21 protein-coding genes are annotated in these 18,756 nt (G+C 69.4%); 13 read left to right on the top strand and 8 right to left on the bottom strand.

Translation table 11 applies throughout. From position 1 onward, the window contains the following. Positions 1–60 precede the first annotated feature (60 nt). The 3 genes from AB1824_10425 to AB1824_10415 are packed head-to-tail and all read left to right on the top strand — an operon-like array spanning position 61 to position 1,893. Entirely contained in the window at positions 61–780 is a 720-nt protein-coding gene (locus AB1824_10425; protein MEW5765381.1) for a SprT family zinc-dependent metalloprotease, read from the top strand. Positions 781–836: 56 nt separating this feature from the next. Beyond that, on the top strand, positions 837–1,073 hold the full coding sequence (locus tag AB1824_10420; GenBank protein MEW5765380.1) for a CDGSH iron-sulfur domain-containing protein: 237 nt from the start codon (positions 837–839) through the stop codon (positions 1,071–1,073). 19 nt (positions 1,074–1,092) lie between these two features. Then, entirely contained in the window at positions 1,093–1,893 is an 801-nt protein-coding gene (locus AB1824_10415; protein ID MEW5765379.1) for an alpha/beta fold hydrolase, read from the top strand. Between the two features lie 22 nt (positions 1,894–1,915). Here the strand turns inward: AB1824_10415 and AB1824_10410 are convergent, their stop codons facing one another. From AB1824_10410 to AB1824_10390, 5 genes are read right to left on the bottom strand one after another with little or no spacing between them, the layout of a single operon-like run. Then, a complete protein-coding gene (locus AB1824_10410) occupies positions 1,916–2,719 on the bottom strand; it encodes an alpha/beta hydrolase (GenBank protein MEW5765378.1) in 804 nt (267 codons plus the stop codon). Beyond that, the gene (locus AB1824_10405; GenBank protein ID MEW5765377.1) at positions 2,719–4,116 is read right to left on the bottom strand and encodes a transcription antitermination factor NusB; all 1,398 of its coding nucleotides are present in this window, start codon (positions 4,114–4,116) and stop codon (positions 2,719–2,721) included. The genes AB1824_10410 and AB1824_10405 overlap by 1 nt, the downstream gene beginning before the upstream one ends. Then, positions 4,113–5,063 carry a methionyl-tRNA formyltransferase gene (gene fmt / locus AB1824_10400; GenBank protein MEW5765376.1) on the bottom strand — a complete coding sequence of 317 codons (951 nt, stop codon included), beginning with the start codon at positions 5,061–5,063 and terminating at the stop codon, positions 4,113–4,115. The genes AB1824_10405 and fmt overlap by 4 nt, the downstream gene beginning before the upstream one ends. Further along, positions 5,036–5,569, bottom strand: coding sequence for a peptide deformylase (gene def / locus AB1824_10395; GenBank protein MEW5765375.1), 534 nt, complete (start codon positions 5,567–5,569; stop codon positions 5,036–5,038). Before def ends, fmt begins: the two co-directional genes overlap by 28 nt. Then, a complete protein-coding gene (locus AB1824_10390) occupies positions 5,550–6,446 on the bottom strand; it encodes a cyclic nucleotide-binding domain-containing protein (protein ID MEW5765374.1) in 897 nt (298 codons plus the stop codon). The genes def and AB1824_10390 overlap by 20 nt, the downstream gene beginning before the upstream one ends. 179 nt (positions 6,447–6,625) lie before the next feature. On the opposite strand from AB1824_10390, the gene speB reads away from it, so the two are divergent. Genes speB through AB1824_10370 form a run of 4 tightly spaced genes read left to right on the top strand, consistent with a single transcriptional unit; the run spans position 6,626 to position 10,129 of the window. Beyond that, positions 6,626–7,516 (top strand): agmatinase, encoded by an 891-nt coding sequence (gene speB, locus AB1824_10385; GenBank protein MEW5765373.1) that lies wholly within the window; start codon positions 6,626–6,628, stop codon positions 7,514–7,516. After that, entirely contained in the window at positions 7,506–8,240 is a 735-nt protein-coding gene (locus AB1824_10380; protein MEW5765372.1) for a glycosyltransferase family 2 protein, read from the top strand. The genes speB and AB1824_10380 overlap by 11 nt, the downstream gene beginning before the upstream one ends. Continuing rightward, complete coding sequence (locus AB1824_10375; GenBank protein MEW5765371.1) at positions 8,237–8,536, top strand: lipid-A-disaccharide synthase N-terminal domain-containing protein; 300 nt, start codon at positions 8,237–8,239, stop codon at positions 8,534–8,536. Before AB1824_10380 ends, AB1824_10375 begins: the two co-directional genes overlap by 4 nt. Positions 8,537–8,539: 3 nt before the next feature. Beyond that, entirely contained in the window at positions 8,540–10,129 is a 1,590-nt protein-coding gene (locus AB1824_10370; GenBank protein MEW5765370.1) for a glycosyltransferase family 39 protein, read from the top strand. Between the two features lie 44 nt (positions 10,130–10,173). On the opposite strand, the gene AB1824_10365 is transcribed toward AB1824_10370, so the two are convergent. Continuing rightward, positions 10,174–10,527 carry a response regulator gene (locus AB1824_10365; protein ID MEW5765369.1) on the bottom strand — a complete coding sequence of 118 codons (354 nt, stop codon included), beginning with the start codon at positions 10,525–10,527 and terminating at the stop codon, positions 10,174–10,176. Between the two features lie 122 nt (positions 10,528–10,649). Between AB1824_10365 and AB1824_10360 the strand changes: the two genes are divergently transcribed. Then, on the top strand, positions 10,650–11,681 hold the full coding sequence (locus AB1824_10360; GenBank protein ID MEW5765368.1) for a methyltransferase domain-containing protein: 1,032 nt from the start codon (positions 10,650–10,652) through the stop codon (positions 11,679–11,681). Positions 11,682–11,708: 27 nt separating this feature from the next. On the opposite strand, the gene AB1824_10355 is transcribed toward AB1824_10360, so the two are convergent. Together AB1824_10355 and AB1824_10350 are read right to left on the bottom strand one after the other, a co-directional pair. Next, positions 11,709–12,548 carry a 3'-5' exonuclease gene (locus AB1824_10355; GenBank protein ID MEW5765367.1) on the bottom strand — a complete coding sequence of 280 codons (840 nt, stop codon included), beginning with the start codon at positions 12,546–12,548 and terminating at the stop codon, positions 11,709–11,711. After that, on the bottom strand, positions 12,545–13,474 hold the full coding sequence (locus AB1824_10350) for an acyltransferase domain-containing protein (GenBank protein MEW5765366.1): 930 nt from the start codon (positions 13,472–13,474) through the stop codon (positions 12,545–12,547). Before AB1824_10350 ends, AB1824_10355 begins: the two co-directional genes overlap by 4 nt. 36 nt (positions 13,475–13,510) lie before the next feature. On the opposite strand from AB1824_10350, the gene AB1824_10345 reads away from it, so the two are divergent. From AB1824_10345 to AB1824_10325, 5 genes are all read left to right on the top strand, one after another. Next, positions 13,511–14,020, top strand: a complete 510-nt coding sequence (locus tag AB1824_10345; GenBank protein ID MEW5765365.1) for a cyclic nucleotide-binding domain-containing protein — start codon at positions 13,511–13,513, stop codon at positions 14,018–14,020. Continuing rightward, positions 13,972–16,545 carry a PBP1A family penicillin-binding protein gene (locus tag AB1824_10340; protein ID MEW5765364.1) on the top strand — a complete coding sequence of 858 codons (2,574 nt, stop codon included), beginning with the start codon at positions 13,972–13,974 and terminating at the stop codon, positions 16,543–16,545. Before AB1824_10345 ends, AB1824_10340 begins: the two co-directional genes overlap by 49 nt. Continuing rightward, positions 16,508–17,563, top strand: a complete 1,056-nt coding sequence (gene amrS, locus AB1824_10335) for an AmmeMemoRadiSam system radical SAM enzyme (protein ID MEW5765363.1) — start codon at positions 16,508–16,510, stop codon at positions 17,561–17,563. Before AB1824_10340 ends, amrS begins: the two co-directional genes overlap by 38 nt. Before the next feature lie 19 nt (positions 17,564–17,582). Further along, a complete protein-coding gene (locus tag AB1824_10330) occupies positions 17,583–17,999 on the top strand; it encodes a biopolymer transporter ExbD (protein ID MEW5765362.1) in 417 nt (138 codons plus the stop codon). 30 nt (positions 18,000–18,029) lie between these two features. Continuing rightward, positions 18,030–18,756 (top strand): TonB family protein (locus AB1824_10325; protein MEW5765361.1); only part of this gene is annotated, 727 nt, incomplete at its 3' end.

Below are 18,756 nucleotides of genomic sequence, written 5' to 3'. Positions count from 1 at the left end.
GGGTCTTGCGCCGGGAGAAAACTGACCCTACACTGGCCCGGCCTCCCAGGAGGGGGCTCCATGATCGCTCGGGGCAGGATCACTCTTTCGGGCCGAGCCATCTCCTACGTCGTGCGCCGCAACCGCCGCGCGCGCCGCATTCTCCTCAAGGTGGAGGAGCGGGACGGGCTGGTCGTGGTGCTTCCCCGCTGGGGGACCGCCGGAAGGCTTCCTGGCGTCATCCGGAACAATGCGGCGTGGATCCTCGATCACCTGGAACGCCGGGACGCGCTCCTGGCCGAGGCTCCGCCGCCCCTCGGGGAGAGCCGGAAGGTGCCCTATCGGGGCCGCTACCTGCCGCTCAAAGTTCGAAACGTGGCCTGCGAAGATGCCTCGGTGGAGTGGCACCGTGACCGGGTGGTGGTCACCGTGCCCAGGCAGGGGGAAACCCCCGTGGCGGAGGTCCTTCAGGCCGCCCTCCGGGTCAAGGCCCGGGAAGTGCTGGCCCGGCGCGTGGAGGCCCTGGCTCCGCTCCTGCGGGTCCGGCCCAAGCGCCTGAGCATCCGGGACCAGAAGACCCGCTGGGGGGCGTGCACCGCCGGAGGGACCCTCACCTTCAACTGGCGCCTCCTCCTCGCTCCCCCTTCGATTCTCGACTACGTGGTGATCCACGAGCTGTGCCACCTCCGTCACCCCCATCACGGCCCGTCCTTCTGGAAGCTCGTGGAGCGGGTTTTGCCCAACTACGAGGCGCATAGGGCCTGGTTGAACCAGTACGGCCCCCTGCTCCTCATCCGCTGAACGGAACCGAATGCGGGGCCGCGAGGCGGTGTTGCCCTCGCCCCAGAGGAGTCGTCATGGCCGAACCCAAGATCGTTCAGAAGGCCCCCTTCGTACAGGAGACCGAACCGGGCGACCACTGGTGGTGCGCCTGCGGCCTCTCGGCCAAACAGCCCTTCTGCGACGGGTCCCACAAGGGCACCGGCCACTCTCCCATCCGGTTCACCCTGGAGGCCCGCAAGCGGGTGGCCTGGTGCGGCTGCAAGCACTCCAAAACCAAGCCCATGTGCGATGGGAGCCACAGGGACCTCTGATCCCTGATTCGCCTGGGCGATGGCTTTCCTGGAGTCCCCCTCCGTCCGCCTCCGCTTTGAAGTCGAAGGCGCGGGGCCGCCCCTGGTCCTCGTGCCGGGGTGGACGCTCAACCTGAGGCTCTGGGACCTCGTGGTTCCCCGCCTCGTGGAGAAGTTTCGCGTGATTCGACTGGATCCCCGGGACGCGGGCCTCTCCATCGCAAGCCCCGAGGCGGAATACTCCCGCCTGGCCGACGCGGAGGACGCGGCCCGCCTCCTGGACCACCTGGGAATCGCGGCGGCGCACGTGGCCGGGCACTCCCGGGGGGCGCGCACGGCCATGGTCTTCGCCATGGCCTACCCGGAGAGGACCCTCTCGGTGGCCTGCATCGGATCCGCCGAACCTCCGCCCGAGGGACCGGCTCCCTTCCGGTCGGTGGCCTCGGCCTGGGTCCGGGAAATCCGGGACATCGCGCGGACCGAGGGGCCGGGAGCGGTCATGGACCGGCTCCAGGCCGGGCGACTTTTCGGCAAGGTCCGGGCCACCGCGGATGGGATCCGCCTCCTCCGGGACGCCATGGAAGGCTACCGCGCCGCGGACTTGCTGTCCCCGGTGGAGCCGAGGGTCTATGACACGGCGCGGGGGCTCGAGCGGCTGAGGGCCCCGGTGCTCTTCGTGGCGGGGGACGAAGACCCCTTCCTGGAGGAGTGCCGCCAAGCCCACCGCCGCATCCCGGGCTCTCGCCTGGAGGTCCTTCCCCGTTGCGGGCACATGGCCCCCATCGAGCGCCCCGACGGCCTCGCCGCGGTCCTGGAGGCCTTTGCGCTGCAATCGGTCTAGCGGCCCCCCGGCGCCGCAGCCGTCACGCCTGGGGCGCCGGCCCGAACACCCTGGAAAGAAACCCTTCCAAGTGGAGCGCGACCTCCGCCGGGCGCTCCACGGGAGCCAGGTGCCCGGCCCCCGGGATCTCGTGGAACACCCCAAGGGGCGCCCGTCCGGCCAGAGCCTTCCCTTCCTCGGGGGTCGTCAGTTTGTCGGCGGACCCCGTCAGGACTTCCAGCGGAACCCCCAGGCGCTCCACCACCTGTTCCCGGGAGGGGCGGTCTCGCATGGCCAGGAGAGCCGCCCTCACCGACGCCGCGGGCTGCGCCGCCATGATGCGCCTCACGTCGTCCGCCAGGCGGGGGTTCGCCTCCAGGTTGGCCGGATGGAGGAGCCGAGGGAGCATTTCCTCCACAAGCCACGCCGTGCCTTCGGCTCTCACGCGGGCCGCCCAGGCGGTCCGGTCCCGACGGACCCGCTCCCCGTCGGCTCCGGCCTTCGAATCCACCAAGGCAACCCCACGGAGCACGTCGGGGGCGCGCTCGGCCAGCGCCAGGACCACATAGCCCCCCATGGAGAACCCCACGGCCGCGCAGGGCGAGGCCCCGCGCGTCCGGACCACTTCCGCCAGGTCCCCCGCGCAATCCTCCAAGCCCCACCGCTCCGGGGCGGGCGGAGACGTCCCGAAGCCCCTCAGATCCGGCACGAGGATCCGCCACCTCTGGGCGAGCAAGCGGGACACGGCCCCCCACATCCGCCCATCCAAAGGGAAACCGTGCACCAGAAGGACGGGTGGGGCGTTTCGAGGTCCCAACTCCAGGCAGGAAAGAGGCGGGGACCGCATCAGGAGGACCCCTTGGCGCGCCCGCCCTTCCGCTTGAGCAGGGCCACGAAGAACCCGTCCCAGGGAACCTTCGAGGGCAGGACGAAGGCCCGTCCAACCCCCGCCGGTTCGAGGAGGGGCTCCAGCGCCTCGGGCGCCTTCAGCGCCTCAGGGACGAAGTCCGACCGGGTGGCGAGCAGGGCCTGAACCGGGTCGAGGGTCTCCTCGGGCTCGATGGAGCAGACTGAATACAGGAGGTGTCCGCCGGGCTTCACCAGGTCCGCCGCCGCCGAGAGAAGACGGCCCTGCCGGGCGCCGTGGCGAGCCAGGTCCGCCTCCGTCGTCTGCCACCGAATCTCGGGGTTTCGCCGCAGGGTCCCGAGGGAGGAACACGGGGCGTCCACCAGGACGCCGTCCCAACCTCCGGTGAAGGGAAGGGGCCCGGGGGCTTCGGCCGCCACCAGGCGGATGAAGGGGAAGCCCAGCCTCCTGAGATTCTGGGCCATCTGGCGGAGGCGCCGCCGGTTGCGGTCCGCGGCCACCAGGCGCCGTTCGTCGCCGGTTCGGAGGGCCAAACGGATGGTCTTTCCCCCGGGGGCCGCGCACAGGTCCAGGACCCGCCCCCCGCGGGGAACCGGGAGAAGGAGCGCGGGGATCTGGGAGGCCGGGTCCATGACGTAAAAGAGGCCGAGCGCGAAGGCCTCGGAATCGGCGGGGTTGCCCGAATCCACGCGGTACGTGAGGGGAAGGGCCGCCTCGGCGGTCAGCTTGAATCCTTGGCGCTCCAGAATCGGCAGTCCTCGCGCCTCCGCGCCGGTGCCCATGAACAGGATCGAGGTGGAGGCCGGCTCGGCCAGGGCTCGGAGGAGCGCCTCGCCCTGCTCGCCGAAGCGCCTTTCGTACCGGAGCGCGAGCCAGAGCGGGGCCCCGTTTCGAAGGGCCGCGCCTTCGGCCCCGGGAAAATGGATCCGGGCATCGAGGAGAGACCCGCGTTTTTCCGAAAGGCTGCGGAGGATGCCGTTCACGAAGCCGCCCGCGCCGGGGTTCAGGCTCTTGGCGGCCTCCACGCACTCGTGGACCGCGGCGTAGGCGGGGATTCGGTCTAGACAAAGGATCTGGTAGGCGCCCACCCGGAGGATGTGGAGGAGTTCCCTCTGCGTCCGCTCCGGACCCCGGGCGGTGCACTCCTTGATGGCCCAGTCCAGAAACGGAAGGGTCCGGACCGGTCCCGCCACCAGCTCCCGCAGGAGGGCCCGGTCGTCCTCCCGGGTCAGCCTCGCCTGCTCCCTCTGGACCACTCCCTTGAGGGACTGGTTGGCCCCGAGGATCTCCTCGAGCAGGCGCGCCGCCAGGGCCCTGAGGTTTCGCCTGGGGGGAGCCGGCCTGGAGACCGGGCGCCGGCCTTCCCCGGGCTTCACTCCCCCAGGCGCGTTCCTGGAGGAACGGGGAACCCCCGAAGCAGGTCGGCGGAGGACAGGACGCGGCGACCTTCCCTTTGAAGGTCCGTCAGAACGAGGCATCGGCCATCTCCACAGGCCACCGAGACGGGCGGCCCCGAAACCACCTCTCCCGGCCGGGCCTCGGCCGGGGCGGAACCGCCCAGAAGGGACCTCTCCACCTTCACTCTCTCGGATCGGACCGTGACGAAGGCGCCGGGCCAGGGGGAGAGCGCGCGCACCTGGCGCTCCAGCCGCCGGGCCGGCTGGGAAAAGTCGAGCCGTCCGTCTTCCGGACGGAGGCGGGGCGCGTAGGTGGCCCCGGCCTCGTCCTGGGCCTCGGGCTCCAGATCCCCCGACACGATGCCCGGAAGGACCTCTACCAGGAGACGTCCGCCCAATTCGGCGAGGACCGGCGTGAGCGTCCCCGTCGTGGCCCCCTCCGGAACGGGAATGGCCCTCTGGGCGTACACCGGACCCGTGTCCAGGCCTTCCTCCATGCGCATGATGGAAACACCCGTCACCTCGTCCCCCTCCCAGATGGCGTGGGAAACCGGCGAAGCCCCCCGGTGGCGGGGAAGGAGGGAGGCGTGGACGTTGATGCATCCGAAGCGCGGGACCTCGAGGACGGCCTTGGGAAGGATCTTCCCGTACGCCGCCACCACGATGAGGTCGGGCTCCAGGGCGCGGAGAGCTTCCTGGGCCGCGGGGTCCTTGAGGCTGGCGGGCTGAAGGACGGGCAGCCCCTCGGATTCGGCGAGGACCTTTACGGGCGGTGGGGCGACCTTCCGGCCGCGGCCCTGGGCCTTGTCCGGCTGCGTGAAGACCGCCGCGGGCCTCAACCCCGCCTCGAGGAGCGCCCTCAGGCTCGCCCGGGCGAAGTCGGGCGTCCCCATGAAGACTAGCCGTTCGGGTAGGGGTTGTCCCATTCGCCCTCCCGGATCATCTTTTTGATTTTCCGCTTCAAGATGTCTCTTCGGAGGGGAGAAACGCGGTCCAGGATGAGCACGCCGTCGAGGTGATCGATTTCGTGGCACAGGGCGTGGGCCAGGTAGGCGTCGCCATCCAGCTCGAAGGTCTTCCCTTCCCGGTCCTGGGCGCGGATTCTCACATGGGAGGGACGGCGGACCTTTTCGAAGATTTTCGGAAAGGAGAGGCACCCCTCTTCCCGGAAGGACTCCCCCGATTGCTCCAGGATCTCCGGGTTCACGAAGAAGGTGTAATTCTCCGGACCGCCTTCCAGACCCAGGTCCACGACCATCACCCTCACGGCCTCGCCCACCTGGTTCGCGGCGAGACCCGCCCCGCCCGCGAACCGCATGGTTTCTGCCATGTCGTCCATCAGGGTGCGGATCTCGGGCGTGATCTCCTCCACCCGCCTCGCCTTCTCCCTCAAGACGGGCGAGCCGTACAGCTCAACTTTGCGTATCGTCATCCGAACCGACGTCCTTTTTCTTGAGCAGGTCCAGGGTCTGTCGGACCCGGGTTTCCACGACGGCTTCGAGACGGGCGCGGAGATCGTGCCGCTCGTTCAGCAGGCGGGAGACGTTATCCGTCTCCATTTCGAGGACCACCGACGGCTCCACGGCCGTCACCGTGGCCGTCCGGGGCACCTCGTGGAGCAGGCTCACCTCCCCGATCACATCGCCCCGCCCCAGGGTCCCGAGGTCGAGTTCCTCCCCGGCGAAGGTGCCACGGACCTCGAAGAGGCCCCTCGATACGATAAACAGCGATCCCCCCGCCTCCCCTTCCCGAACCAGGACCTCTCCCTTCGAGAGCGTCCTCTCCCTCAAGAGCGCGGAGAGGCGCCCGAGGTCGTCGGCGGACAGGTCCGGCATGAGGGCGTGCAGGGTGGCGAAAATCCCTTCGCCCGACTCGTGAAACCCCGATTCGGCGGGCGGCTCGCGGGAGACATCGGGCGGAACGGCAGGCGCCGGAGGCTCCGCCGGGGCCTCCAGGTCGAAGGAGAAGGCCTCCGCGGGGGCCGAGGCCTCACGGACCCCGTCGATCCCCCGCATCCGATCGAGGATCTCCGCGTCCTCGGGAAAAAGCCTGAGGGCCTTTCGCAGGAGCGCCGTCGCCTGGGCCCGCTGGCCGCTCCGCATGGCCGACTCGGCCTCCTCCCGGTAGAGCCGCGCCGCCTCGTCCCTCCGGTTGCAGCCCTCGTAGGCCTCGGCCAGGCGGAGCTTCACCGACAGATCGTCGGGGCTTTGGGCGAGCCGCTTTTCCAGGACCTTCGCCGCCTCCGGGAACTTCCCCTGGCGCAGGAGGTCCAGGGGATCGGTTCTGTCCGATCTCGAAAAGAGGGCCATGGACCGCCTCCCTGCGAGAAGCCTACCCCACCGCGCCGCCCACGACAAGGCGCGTCCGTCGCGGGCAGCCCTCTCCCCTCGCGCCGGCGGAAGCCCTGGCTTTGGCGGCGGCCCTTGCGCGGGAGCGGCCCCTGGCCTATCCTACGCGGGAGAGGCCGGGGGGCACTTCAGGAGAGGGCATGCCGGAATTCTATCCCAACAACTTCGGGGGGCTTCCCCCCGAGGCCAGTTCCCTCGCCTCCTCGCGCTTCGTGATCCTTCCCCTTCCCTACGAAGCCACGACTTCTTACGGAAAAGGGACCAAGCTGGGCCCCCGGGCCATCATCGAAGCCTCGCGGAACATGGAGCTCTTCGACGAGGAGGTGGGCTTCGAGGCTTCCGGGGCCGGCATCCACACGACGGAGGACCTCTACTTCCACGACGCGGCCCCGGCCGCGATGGTGGGGACGGTTCGCGAGGCCGTTTCCCACTACCTGGCCCAGGGGAAGTTCGTGATTTCCCTGGGAGGGGAGCACAGCCTCACCTGGCCCGCCTTCGACGCCCACCGGGCGGCCCACGGGGAGATCGGCATCGTCCAGATCGACGCCCACGCCGACCTTCGGGACACCTACGAGGGGACCCCCTTCAACCACGCCTGCGTCATGCGGCGCGTGGTGGAGGCCAGCGCCGGCACGGCCCAATTGGGCATCCGCTCCCTCTCGCGGGAGGAGGCTGATTTCCTGAAGGAGAAGGGCACGTGGCCCGTCCTGTGGGCCCGGGAGTGCCAGGAGGGGGAGGCCTGGATGGACCGGGCCCTTTCAGGCCTTCCCGAAAAGGTCTACCTCACGGTGGACCTGGACGGTTTCGACCCCTCCCTCGTCCCCTGCACGGGCACCCCCGAGCCCGGCGGCCTGGGGTGGTACCCGGTCCTGAAGTTCATCCGGCGCCTCTGCCGGGAGCGAAGGGTGGTGGGCGCGGACCTGATGGAACTCGCTCCCGACCGGATTCACTTCTCGGCCGATTTTCTGGCGGCCCGGCTGGCCTACAAGATCATCGCCTACGTCCAGGAGGCCGAACGGAATGGCCGCTGAGCCCTCGACCCGCCCCCGCGTCTCCGTCGTCGTCCCCGTGTACAACGAGGAGGAGAACCTCCCCGCGCTCCTGAGGGAGATCCGGGAAACCCTCGACCCGGAGGGCTTCTCCTACGAGGTCGTCTTCGTGGACGACGGCAGCCGGGACCGGTCCCTGGAAGTTCTCCGGGGCCTCCTTCCCGCCAACCCCATGGTGCGGGTGGTGGTCTTCGAGAAGAACGCCGGACAGACCGCCGCCATGGACGCGGGCCTCCGCAGCGCCAGGGGGGAGATCCTCGTCACCCTGGACGCGGACCTCCAGAACGACCCCCACGACATCCCGCTCCTTCTCAGGGAGATGGACCGGTTCGACGTGGCCGTGGGGTACCGCGCCAAGCGCCGGGACAGCCTCGTGAAGAAAATCACCTCGCGGATCGGAAACGGGGTCCGAAACTGGGCCACCCACGAGGACATCATCGACACCGGCTGCTCCCTCAAGGCCTTCCGGCGGGAGGCGGTGGCCCCCTTGAAGCTCCTGAAAGGGATGCACCGCTTCCTTCCCACCCTGTGCCGCATGGAGGGCTTCACCGTAACGCAGGTGAAGGTGAACCATCGGCCCCGGATCCACGGTGAGACCAAGTACGGGGTCTTCGACCGCTTGAGGGCCACCCTTCCCGACCTGCTGGCCGTACGGTGGATGCAGAAGCGGGTCCTTCGCTACCGCATCCGGGAGGAACTGCCTTGAGCTGGTTTACCTGGCCCCGGTTCTGGCTCATTCTCGGCTTCGTGGCGCAGGGCGCCTTCTTCATGCGCTTCGTGGTCCAGTGGCTGGCGAGCGAGCGGAAGAAGCGCAGCGTCATCCCCGTGGCCTTCTGGTATTTCAGCCTCGTGGGGGGCCTCCTGCTCCTGGCCTACTCCATCTACCGGAAGGACCCGGTCTTCATCCTGGGGCAGGCCACGGGCCTCTTCATCTACGTCCGGAACCTGATGCTCATCTTCCGCCGGCGCCGCCGCGGGGAGCTGGCCCCCGGGGAGGCCTGATCCATGGACCGGCGCCGCCTCCTGTGGGTCCTCGCCGCCTGCCTCGCGGTCTGGGCCTGTCTCCTGCCCGCGAGGGGCGTCTGGGCGCCCGACGAAGCCCGGTACGCCCAGGTGGCTCGGGAGATGCGGGAGAACGGCCGGTGGCTCGTCCCCCTTCTGAACGGCGAGCTGTACTCCCAGAAGCCCCCGCTGTTCTTCGACCTGGTCCAGATCGCCTCGCTCCCCTCGGAGGATGTCCCCGAATGGGCCGTGAAGGTCCCGAGCCTTCTGGGAGGGGTCCTCACCCTCGTCCTCACGGGCCTCATCGGACTGAGGCTCATGGGACCGAGGGGCGCGTGGCTGGCGCCCCTCCTGCTGGGGACCTTGTTCAAGTTCGGCTGGCAGGCCCAGTTCGGCCAGATCGACATGGTCCTGGCCGCCCTCGTGACGGGGCAAATCGCTTTGGGATTGCGGCTTTCCGCGGGGCAGGGCCGGCGGCTGGCGGGCCTCCTGGGGATGGCCCTCCTCGCGGCCCTCGGCGTGGTGGCCAAGGGGGCCGTCGGCTGTCTCCTCCCCTGGCTCATCCTCCTGGTCTACCTGTCCTTGAGGCGGGACTGGACCGGCCTGAAGCGGCTCGGCCTTCAGTGGTCCGTCCCGGGCGCCCTTCTTCTCGTGGCCCTCTGGCTGGGAGCGGCGGGCCTGGCCGCCGGATGGGACTACCCGAAGAGCCTCGTCTTCAAGCAGTCCGTCCAGCGCTACCTGGAGCCCTGGCACCACAAGGCTCCGGTCTACCAGTACCTCGGGGTCCTCTTCGCGGACGGGCTTCCCTTCTCCCTCCTCCTCGTGCCCCTCGCCGCTCCCCTGATCCGAAAGAAGGCCTGGCGGGAGCCGGGGGCCCTCCTGCCCCTGACCTGGATGGGGGTTTACCTCGTCTTTTTCTCCCTCTCGGCGGGCAAGCGTTCGGTGTACATCCACCCCCTCTTTCCTGGCATGGCCCTGCTCGTAGCCTACGGCCTCCTCAACCTGGAGGCGGGCCGCTGGAAGACGGGGGGCTTCCGCCTGGCCTACGTGGTGCTCGGGGCGGTCTTCGCCGGGGCCGGCGCCGTGGGCATTGCCCAGATGCCCGAACCCTACCATTCCCTTCGGCCCTTCCTGGTCCTGGGCGCCCTGGCCCTCACCGGCGGCGCCCTATCGGCCGCTTGGCTCACGGGACGCGGAAAGCCCGTCCGGGGAGCAGTCTGCCTCGCGACCGGCGCCCTGGCTTTCTTCCCGCTGACGGTCCTTCCGGCGGCATCCGCCCTGGACCGGACCAAGACGCCGCGCCCCTTCGCCGCCGCCGCGCGGCCCTATCTGGACGCGGGGGGAACCGTCGGCACCTTCCCCAACCTCGTGCCGTCGGTGAACTACTACCTCCGGACGACGACGCCCGTGTTTCCGAAGAGCCAGCGCGCGGAGGCCGAGCGGTTCCTCCTCCAGGGGGGCCACCGCCTCCTTCTCGTCCAGCGGGAGGATTGGGGCGTGAAAGAGGACCCCAGGTTCCGGGTCGTCCACGACGGACCCATCGGCGGCGACCGGTACCTTCTGCTGACCGCCGCGGCCCCGCCGCCCGAGTGACCGACCGACGGAGGGCAGGGGGGATTCTGTTCTTGGCCCCTGCTCTAGCCGAAGGACCGGACGGTGTCCAGGAGTTCCCCGATACCGAAGGGCTTGAGGAGATAGCGGCTCGCGCCGGCCGCGAGGGCCGCCCGGCGGTCCTCCTCCAGGGTCTTGGCGGAGATGGCCACCACGGGAGGAGGCGTCCCACCGCCCCCATGAAGCGCCCTCAGCACGTCAAACCCGTCGAAACCGGGCATCCTGAGGTCCAGCAAGATCAGATCGGGCCTGCGGGCCTTCACGCTCTCCAGCAGGAGCCGACCGTTTCCCACCGCCTCCACCTCGTGTCCGTCCCCCTCCAGGACGAAGGTCACCAACTCCAGGATGTCGGCATTGTCGTCGCAGACCAGGACCCGCATCGCCGCCCCTCCCCCGGTCGTCCCGCCTCCAGAGTAGGCTCCGCCCTCGGCCCCGTCAAGTTCACCGCGCGTGGAAGATGCGCCGCGGGAAGGCGTTTTTCCTCCGAAGGAGGCCTCCGCCCATGACCCGATCCGTTGAATCTCCTTTTTCGCGCCTCGACGAGGGGGACGACGCCGTCTTCTACGCGAGGGACCGGTTCGTTTCTCACCTGGATTCCCGCGCCCTCATCGTTCTCGAACGCCTCGTGGGAGCGCTCCTTGTGGAGGAACGCCCCTCGGTGCTGGACCTCATGGCCTCCTGGGACTCCCACATCCCCCCCTCCGTGCGTCCCTCCCGCCTCGCGGGCATCGGGCTCAACCCGCGGGAACTCGCCCGCAACCCCCTCCTCACCGAACGCCACCTGCTCGACCTCAACCGGACGCCCGCTCTCCCATTCGAGGACGACTCCTTCGACGCGGTCCTGAACTGCCTCTCCGTGGACTACCTCACCCGGCCCGAAGAGATCTTCCGCGAGACGGCCCGCGTCCTGAAGCCGGGCGGCCTCTTCCTCGTCGCCTTCTCCAACCGGTACTTCCCGTCCAAGGCCGTGAGGGTCTGGAGGGAGTCGTCCGAGGAAGAGCGCATCGATTACGTGCGGGGACTCTTCGCATCGTGTCCGGATTTCCTGGAGCCCGCTGCCTTCCTGGCCCGCGGACTCCCCCGCCCGGCTCGGGACCGCTACGCCGGCCTGCTGGAATCCAGCGACCCCGTGTGCGCCCTCTACGCGGAGAAACGTGGCGGGACGGCGGGCCGTGAGAGGCCGAGACCCGAATCCGTCGTATTCGATGGCCCCACGGCGGAGGAAATCCGCCGGCGCGCGGGGGACGCGGCGGCCTCCCTCACCTGCCCCCACTGCGGCCACCGCCTCAGCCGGTGGGCCGTCCCCCAGACCCCCTTCACCGAGTGGGACGCCGAATTTCTGTACATCTGTTTCAACGACGCCTGTCCCTACTTCGCCCGGGGCTGGACGACCATGGCCCGGCAGGGCAACCGTACCTGTTCCTACCGGTTCCTCCTCGACCCCCGGAACGGCTCGTGGATGGCCATTCCCGTGCCCTCTCCTTCCGCCCTCCGGGAGAGCATCGTCCCCGACGAGCAGCCCTCCAGGCCCTGAGCCGAGGGCGGCCCCCCTCCGCGCGCATTACGGAGAGCAGCGTTCAGCCCCCCGACTCCTGACTTTGGGCCGGGTGCCCTGGATGCGGGCGAGGTCTTCGAGGGTCCGGACCTCCCATCGCTCCCGCGCCGACTCGATGAGCCGGAAGAGAAGGCGCCCCGCCACCCGGGCGTCGTCCAGGGCCCTGTGGCGCGCCGAGAAGGAGAGCCCGAAGCGCAGGGCCAGGGCGTCCAGCCCGCGGCTCTCTGCCCTTCCCAGAACGGCCCGCGCCAGACGGAGGGTGCAGACCTCTCCGGCCGTTTCCGGCAGGGCCGAGCCCAGTCTCGCCGCTTCCATTCGGAGGATCCGGCGGTCGAAGGCCAGGTTGTGGGCCGTGAGCACCCTGCCCCGGAGGAGGGACTCGAGCGGCGGCCATACGGATTCGAAACGGGGCGCACCCCGGAGGTCCTCCTCTCGAATCCCCGTAAGCCCCGTCACGAAAGAAGAGAGCCCCGTATCGGGCTGGAGGAGGCTCTCGAAGGCCCCCACCTCCCGGCCTCCGCGGAAGAGGGCCACCCCGATCTCGATGGCCCGCTCCGGTCCCCCCAGGCCGTTGGTCTCGAAATCCACCACCGCAAATTCGGCTTCCTCCAGGAGCAGGGGCGGTTCGGGGGGCTTTTCGCGAAGCCTCACCATCCCGTCCCCCACGACGAACCGCCCGTCGCCCGACGCCAGCGCCGCCATCACCCGGCCGGCGAGGGCCCCCGACGCGGCCTTCAGGCAGAGGGCCGCCGCCGCCGACAGGTCCATCCGGCCATCCGGGGCGCCGAGGAGGATCGCCTCCAGGCGATCGAGGGGCGCCGGCGGTTCCTCCTCCAGCCGGATCACGATCCGCCGCCCAGGAGCGCCGTCAGGGGGACCACCTCGACCTCCCGGCAGACCCAGCGGCTCGCCCGCCCGAGTTCGCCGCCGGGGGACAGGTCCACCATCTTCGTCACGCCCCTTCGGACGAGCGCCTCCACCACCAGGTCCCACCGCGTGGGCGAAACGACGGATTCGAGCATGTGGCGCTTGAAGGCCTCCCCCGAGCCGACCGGTGTTCCGTCCACCGGCGAGGGGAGGAGGAGCGTGGGGGAGGAGGCGGGAACCGAACTCCACCATCCCGCCACCGCCTCCCGCGCGTGCTCCACATAGGGCGTGTGGAGCGGCACGTCGAGGGGAAGGCGGCGGCAGTCCAGGACACGTCCCTCGAGGACTCGCCGTCCCGACTCCACCTCCTCCGCGGGCCCGGCAAAGACGATCTGGCGGGCGCTGTTGACGTTGGCCACCTCGAGGCCCTTCAGACCCGCCGCGGCGAAGGCCCCCTTCAACTCGCTTTCCGTAAGGCCCGTCTCGGAGGCGAGGGCGAAGGCGCCCGGGGGGAAGCGGCAGGCGTTCACCTCGTTCACCCGTTCGAGCCACTTCAGGATGGGCTCCAGGGCGACACAGCGTCCGAAGACGGCGGCGGCGTAGAAGCCCAGGGAGTATCCGGCGGCGGCGGCCGGTGGTCCCAGCCTCTGCCGGGCCGCCTCTGCCGCGGCGCACCCGAACAGCACCATGAGTCGCGGCGCCGTGAAGCGCTCCGATATCTCCTCCGCCGGGGCTTCCGTGACCCACCGGACGAAGTGGCCCCTCGTCGCGTCCTGGAACCGCGGCAGGAGGCGCTCGAACCCTTCCTGGCCCCGGAGGGGCACCCCCATCCCCGGGCGCTCGAAAAGTTGACCCGGGAAGAGGAGAGCGTAGGCTTTTCCGGCGGTCGAAATTGACTCCACCATGGAGTCATAGTACCATCCGGCAACGGGAGGCCGGACATGGGCGATTTCTCCGACATGCTCTCCAAGATCCCCCTTCTTCAGGGCCTGGAGGGGGCGGAGTTCGAGCAGATGGCCCGGCGCTTCTCGGTGGAGAACTACCCCGCCGGGTCCACCATCCTCGAGCAGGGCTACGGCGGGCTCAAGCTCTACGTGCTCGTCGAAGGCAAGACGCGCATCTTCCGCACCCTCAACGGGTCCCGAGTGGTCATCACCACCCTCGAGCCCCCCGAGACCTTCGGCGAGGTGAGCATCCTCGACGGCGACCCGGCCAGCGCCACGGTGGAGGCCGAGAGCGACGTGGTGGTCCTCACCCTCGGCCGCGACGAGTTCTACGATCTCATGAACGCCTCCCCCGAGCTGGCCTCCAAGGTCTATCGGAACCTGCTTCGGACCCTCTGCCAGCGCCTGAGGACCACCACCAACCAGGTTCAGGACTATTTCGCCATCAACAAGGCCCTATGCGAGAACGAAAGCTTCCGAAGTTTCTACAAGCTGTTCTGCTCGTGAAGCCGGCGTTCCGAAAGCTCAGGCTGGCCCTTCTCCTTCTGGCCTCCGGCCTGGCGGTGGGCCTCGCCGTGGGCGTCTGGCTCACCCGGGACATCCCCGAGGTGGACAGCCTCCAGTTCAGCACGCCCCACCAGATGACCCGCGTCTACAGCCGGGACGGGAAGGTCCTCCAAGAATACGGGGCCGAAAAGCGCGTCCTGGTCAGCTTCTCGGACATCTCGCCGAATTTCTTCAAGGCCCTCCTCGCCGTGGAGGATACGGACTTCTACAAGCATCACGGCTTCTCCGTGCGAGGCATCCTCCGGGCCGTCTGGAAGGACGTGACCCACGGGCGCGCGAGCCAGGGGGGAAGCACCCTCACCCAGCAGCTCGCCCGGAAGTACTTCCTCACGGACGAGAAGACCCTCACCCGCAAGGTCCGGGAGCTCATCCTCGCCATCAACATCGAGAGCCGATACTCCAAGCAACAGATTCTCGAAATGTACGCCAACAAGGTCTGCTTCGGCGGAGCCTACTACGGCGTGGAGGCGAGCGCCCGGCATTTCTTCAACAAGCGCTCGCGCGACCTGACAGTCCCGGAAGCCGCCCTGCTGGCCGGTCTCATCCAGCGGCCTTCCTACTACTCTCCGAGAAGCCACCCCGAGCGCGCCCTCGCCCGCCGCAACCTCGTGCTGGCGAGGATGCGGGACACGGGGGTCATCACGCCCTCCCAGTGGGAGGCCTTTTCGAAAGAGCCCCTCAACCTGTCCGAGGCCGTCATCGAGACCCAGGGACTGGCCGACTACGTGGCCGAGCAGGTCCGCCAGTACCTCGAGGACAAGTACGGCGAGGAGGCCATTCTCCAGAGGGGCTTTCAGGTCTTCACCACCATCGACCCGCGGCTCCAAAAACTGGCCGAGGAATCGGTCCGCGAGGGGCTCCACGCCTACAGCCGCCGCCGCGGCTACAAGGGACCCTCCCGTGGCGCCTCCGCCCCGCCGGAGTACACGGGGGACGACCTCGATCCCGGCCGGCGCCGCTGGGCCACCGTCCTCTCGGTGGACCGGACCGAGATCGTGGCCTCCCTGGGCGGGACCCAGGTCCGCCTCTCTCCCGAAGCCTGGAAGTGGACGGGAGTGCAGTTCCCCGAGCGGGTGTTCCAGACCGGCGACCGGATCCTCCTGAAGATCGTCGAGGGCCCCCCCTCCCTGGAGTGCGAGGTCGAGCAGAAGCCCCTGGCCCAGGGCGCTCTCGTGGCCCTCAACCCCCACACGGGAGAGGTCCTCGCCATGGTGGGCGGGTACGAGTTCTCGTCCTCCATGTACGACCGGGCCATCCAGGCCCGGCGCCAGACGGGCTCGGCGGTGAAGCCCATCATTTACGCCACGGCCCTGACGGGCGGACGCACCCTGGCCGACACCCTGGTGGATGAGCCCACCCTCTTTCTGACGGGCCGCGAGCAGGCCTCGCGAATCTGCGAGGACGGCTACATCCCCCGGGACTTCGACAAGGACTACCTCGGGCACATCACCTACCGGACGGCCATCGAGCACTCGGTGAACATCGCGGCGGTCAAGGCCCTCAACGCGACGAGCTACCAGGGAGTCATCGAGAACGCCAGACTCCTGGGCATCTCCACCGACCTGCAGCCCTACCCCTCCATGGCCCTCGGAGCCTTCGAGATCACCCTTCTCGAACTGGCGGGGGCGTACACGGCCTTCGGAAACAGCGGAGTGTACGTCCGGCCCCGCTTCATCACGCGCATTACGGACCGGGACGGCAAGGTCCTGGAGGAGTTCCGCTCGGAGAGCCGCCAGGTCTGGGACCCCCGAGTGGCCTTCCTCATGGTCCAGGCCATGACGGGAGTCATCCAGAGGGGCACGGCGGCGAGCATCTCGGACATGAAGGGCCACTTCGCGGGGAAGACGGGCACCACGAACAATTACACGGACTCGTGGTTCATGGGGTTCAACCCGTCCCTCCTCTGCGGCGTCTGGACGGGCAAGGACGACCACAAGCCCCTCGGAAACCTGGAGACCGGCTCCCGCGTGGCCCTTCCCATCTGGAGGATGTTCATGGAGACGGCCACCGCCGGCCAGGAAGACCTGGACTGGCCCGTCCCCGAAGGCATCACCGAGGTCCTCATCGATCCCGCCACCGGCAAGCGCGCCGGGGTGGACACCCCCTGCCAGGAGATGCGGCCCGAGTACTTCATCGAGGGCACGGAGCCGCCCCCCTGCACGGCCCGGGACCATTTCCGCCTGAAGCTCCCCTACTTCCTCCAGAGCTACCCCGTCAACGGGGACCTGTCCCTTTCCATCCCCGAGGCCGACGTGGAAGCGTGGGTGGCCCGGTACCCGGGCACCGTGGCCCGCGACGGCCGGAAGAAGTTGCTCGTCTCCTGGGGCGGCTCTACATTCCCCGTGAAGCTGGAGATCGCCCCGGCCCGCGAGGGGCCGGTTCCCCAGGCGGTGATGCCCGGCCTTCCCCACGAGGGAGACGTGGCCTGTGGCGCGAGAACCGAGTACGTTCGGGAACGACAGTAGACCCTTCGGCGAGGCCGTCCTCTGGCGCCCCGAGGCGAACGGAAGGGTGGTGTGCGACCTCTGCGCCCACCGCTGCCGCATCCTTCCGGGCCGGTCCGGGGTCTGCCGGGTTCGGGCCAACCGGAACGGCCGCCTGGTCTCCCTCGTCCGCGACCGGCTCATCGCCGGCCACGTGGACCCCATCGAGAAGAAGCCGCTCTTCCACTTCCTGCCCGGCACGCTCTCCTACTCCATCGCCACGGCCGGATGCAACTTCCGATGCCGCTTCTGCCAGAATTTCACGTTGAGCCAGGCCGTGCGCGACGGCGGGGAGGTCCCCGGCGAGCCCGTGGCGCCCGCGCGCGTGGTGGAGGCCGCCCTGCGGTCCGGGTGCGCCACCCTCGCCTACACGTACACGGAGCCCACCATTTTCTTCGAGACGGCCGAGGAGGTGGGCCTCCTGGCGCGCCAGCGCGGGCTCAAGAACGTCTTCGTGACCAACGGATTCTTGACGCCGGAGGCCGTGGAGCGCGCCCGCGCCTTCCTCGACGCGGCCAACGTGGACCTCAAGGGCTTCGACGACGGGCGATACCGCAAGGTCTGCGGGGCCTCTCTGAAGGGCGTCCTCACCGGCCTGGAATCCCTTGTCCGGGCCGGCGTCTGGGTGGAGGTGACCACCCTGGTGGTGCCCGGCATGAACGATTCGGACGGCGAACTGCGCGCCGTCGCGCGTTACGTGGCGGATCTGGGGCGCCACGTTCCCTGGCACATCAGCCGCTACCACCCCGACTATCTCATGGACAGCGGCGGACCCACCCCCCTCGCGACGCTGGAGAGGGCCTGGGAACTCGGGCGCGAGGCCGGCCTGGACCACGTCTACCTGGGCAACGTCCCCGGCCACCCGTCGGAGCACACAACCTGCCCGAAGTGTGGGACAATCGTCCTGGAGCGCCTGGGCTTTCACGCCGTACCCAGGGCCCTCGCGGGCGGCCGGTGCGCCGCCTGCGGCGAGCGGATCCACGGCGTTTTCGCCGCCTGACCCGGAGGAGACCCCATCCATGGCATTCGGCACCCAGCGAACCGACGGCGACCCGGTTTCCGAGATCAATGTCACCCCCCTCGTGGACGTCATGCTCGTGCTCCTGGTGATCTTCATGATCACGACCCCCCTCTTCGAGCGCGGCATCGACGTGAACCTCCCCCAGACCGCCACCAGCAACATCAGCGGCGCCGAGCGGATCATCCTCACCATCCCCAAGGACAAGAACTACATCTATTTCAACAGCCAGCCCGTGAACCGAAACCTCATGAAGAACTACCTTCAGCAGATTTTCCGCAACCGGTCGGACAAGACCGTGTACCTCTTCGCCGACAAGGCCGTCCCCTACGGCGACGTCCTGACCGTCATGGACGAGGTGAAGCAGGCGGGCATCGAGACCGTGGGCCTCGCCACCGAGCCCCCGCCGCCCAAATAGGGCCGGGGCCGGCGGGGCCGGGAGGGAACCGTGGCGGAGCGTTCCTCGGGCACGCGCCAGGCAGGATCGGGCGCAGGCGCGCCCACCCTCCGCTCGGCGGGCTCCGCCGGCCGGGCTGCCGGGCGACGCCCACCCGTCCGCGCCTCGGGCCTGAGGCCCCCCAAGGTCCGCCCCAACGAGGTTCTGCCCCTCGCCCTCCTCCTGTCCGTCTTTCTCCATTCGGGGCTCTTCTTCGCCGTGGCCTGGCACCCCGCCCTCCGCCAGAAGCCCGCCTTCCCGGAGCCCATGGTGGTCCGCCTGGTGGACCTGCCCGCCGGACGCGGAGGCGCCCTCGACGGCACGCCCGGCCAGTCCGCCAAACCCGCGCCCACCCTGCCCGAACCGCCCAAGCCCAAGAGCCCGCCCAAGACCACCCTTCCCGGCAAGCCCCAGGCCCCCAAGCCCGAAGGCTCCGCTCCCGTCCGCTCGGCCCGCCCCGGTCAGGCCGTGGGCCTCGGCGGCGAGGGCGCCCCCGGACTCGGCGGAAAGGTCCCCGGACTCATCCTGGACGAGCCCACCTTCCAGCACGAGTGGTACAAGGCCCGCCTCGAAGACCTTCTCAAGTCCAACTGGCGCAAACCGGTCCTCAACAACACCCAGACGATCTCGGCCTCGGTCCACTTCACCATCGCCCAGGGGGGAGACGCCTCCAACGTCCAGATCGTCTCCTCCTCGGGAAACGTCGTCTTCGACCAGTCGGTCCTCCGCGCCGTCTACA

It is taken from the genome of Acidobacteriota bacterium, assembly GCA_040752915.1.
GTDB lineage: Bacteria > Acidobacteriota > UBA4820 > UBA4820 > DSQY01 > JBFLVU01.
Note: the sequence above shows the minus strand (reverse complement) of the source record. Positions and strands in the feature narration are given on the sequence as shown.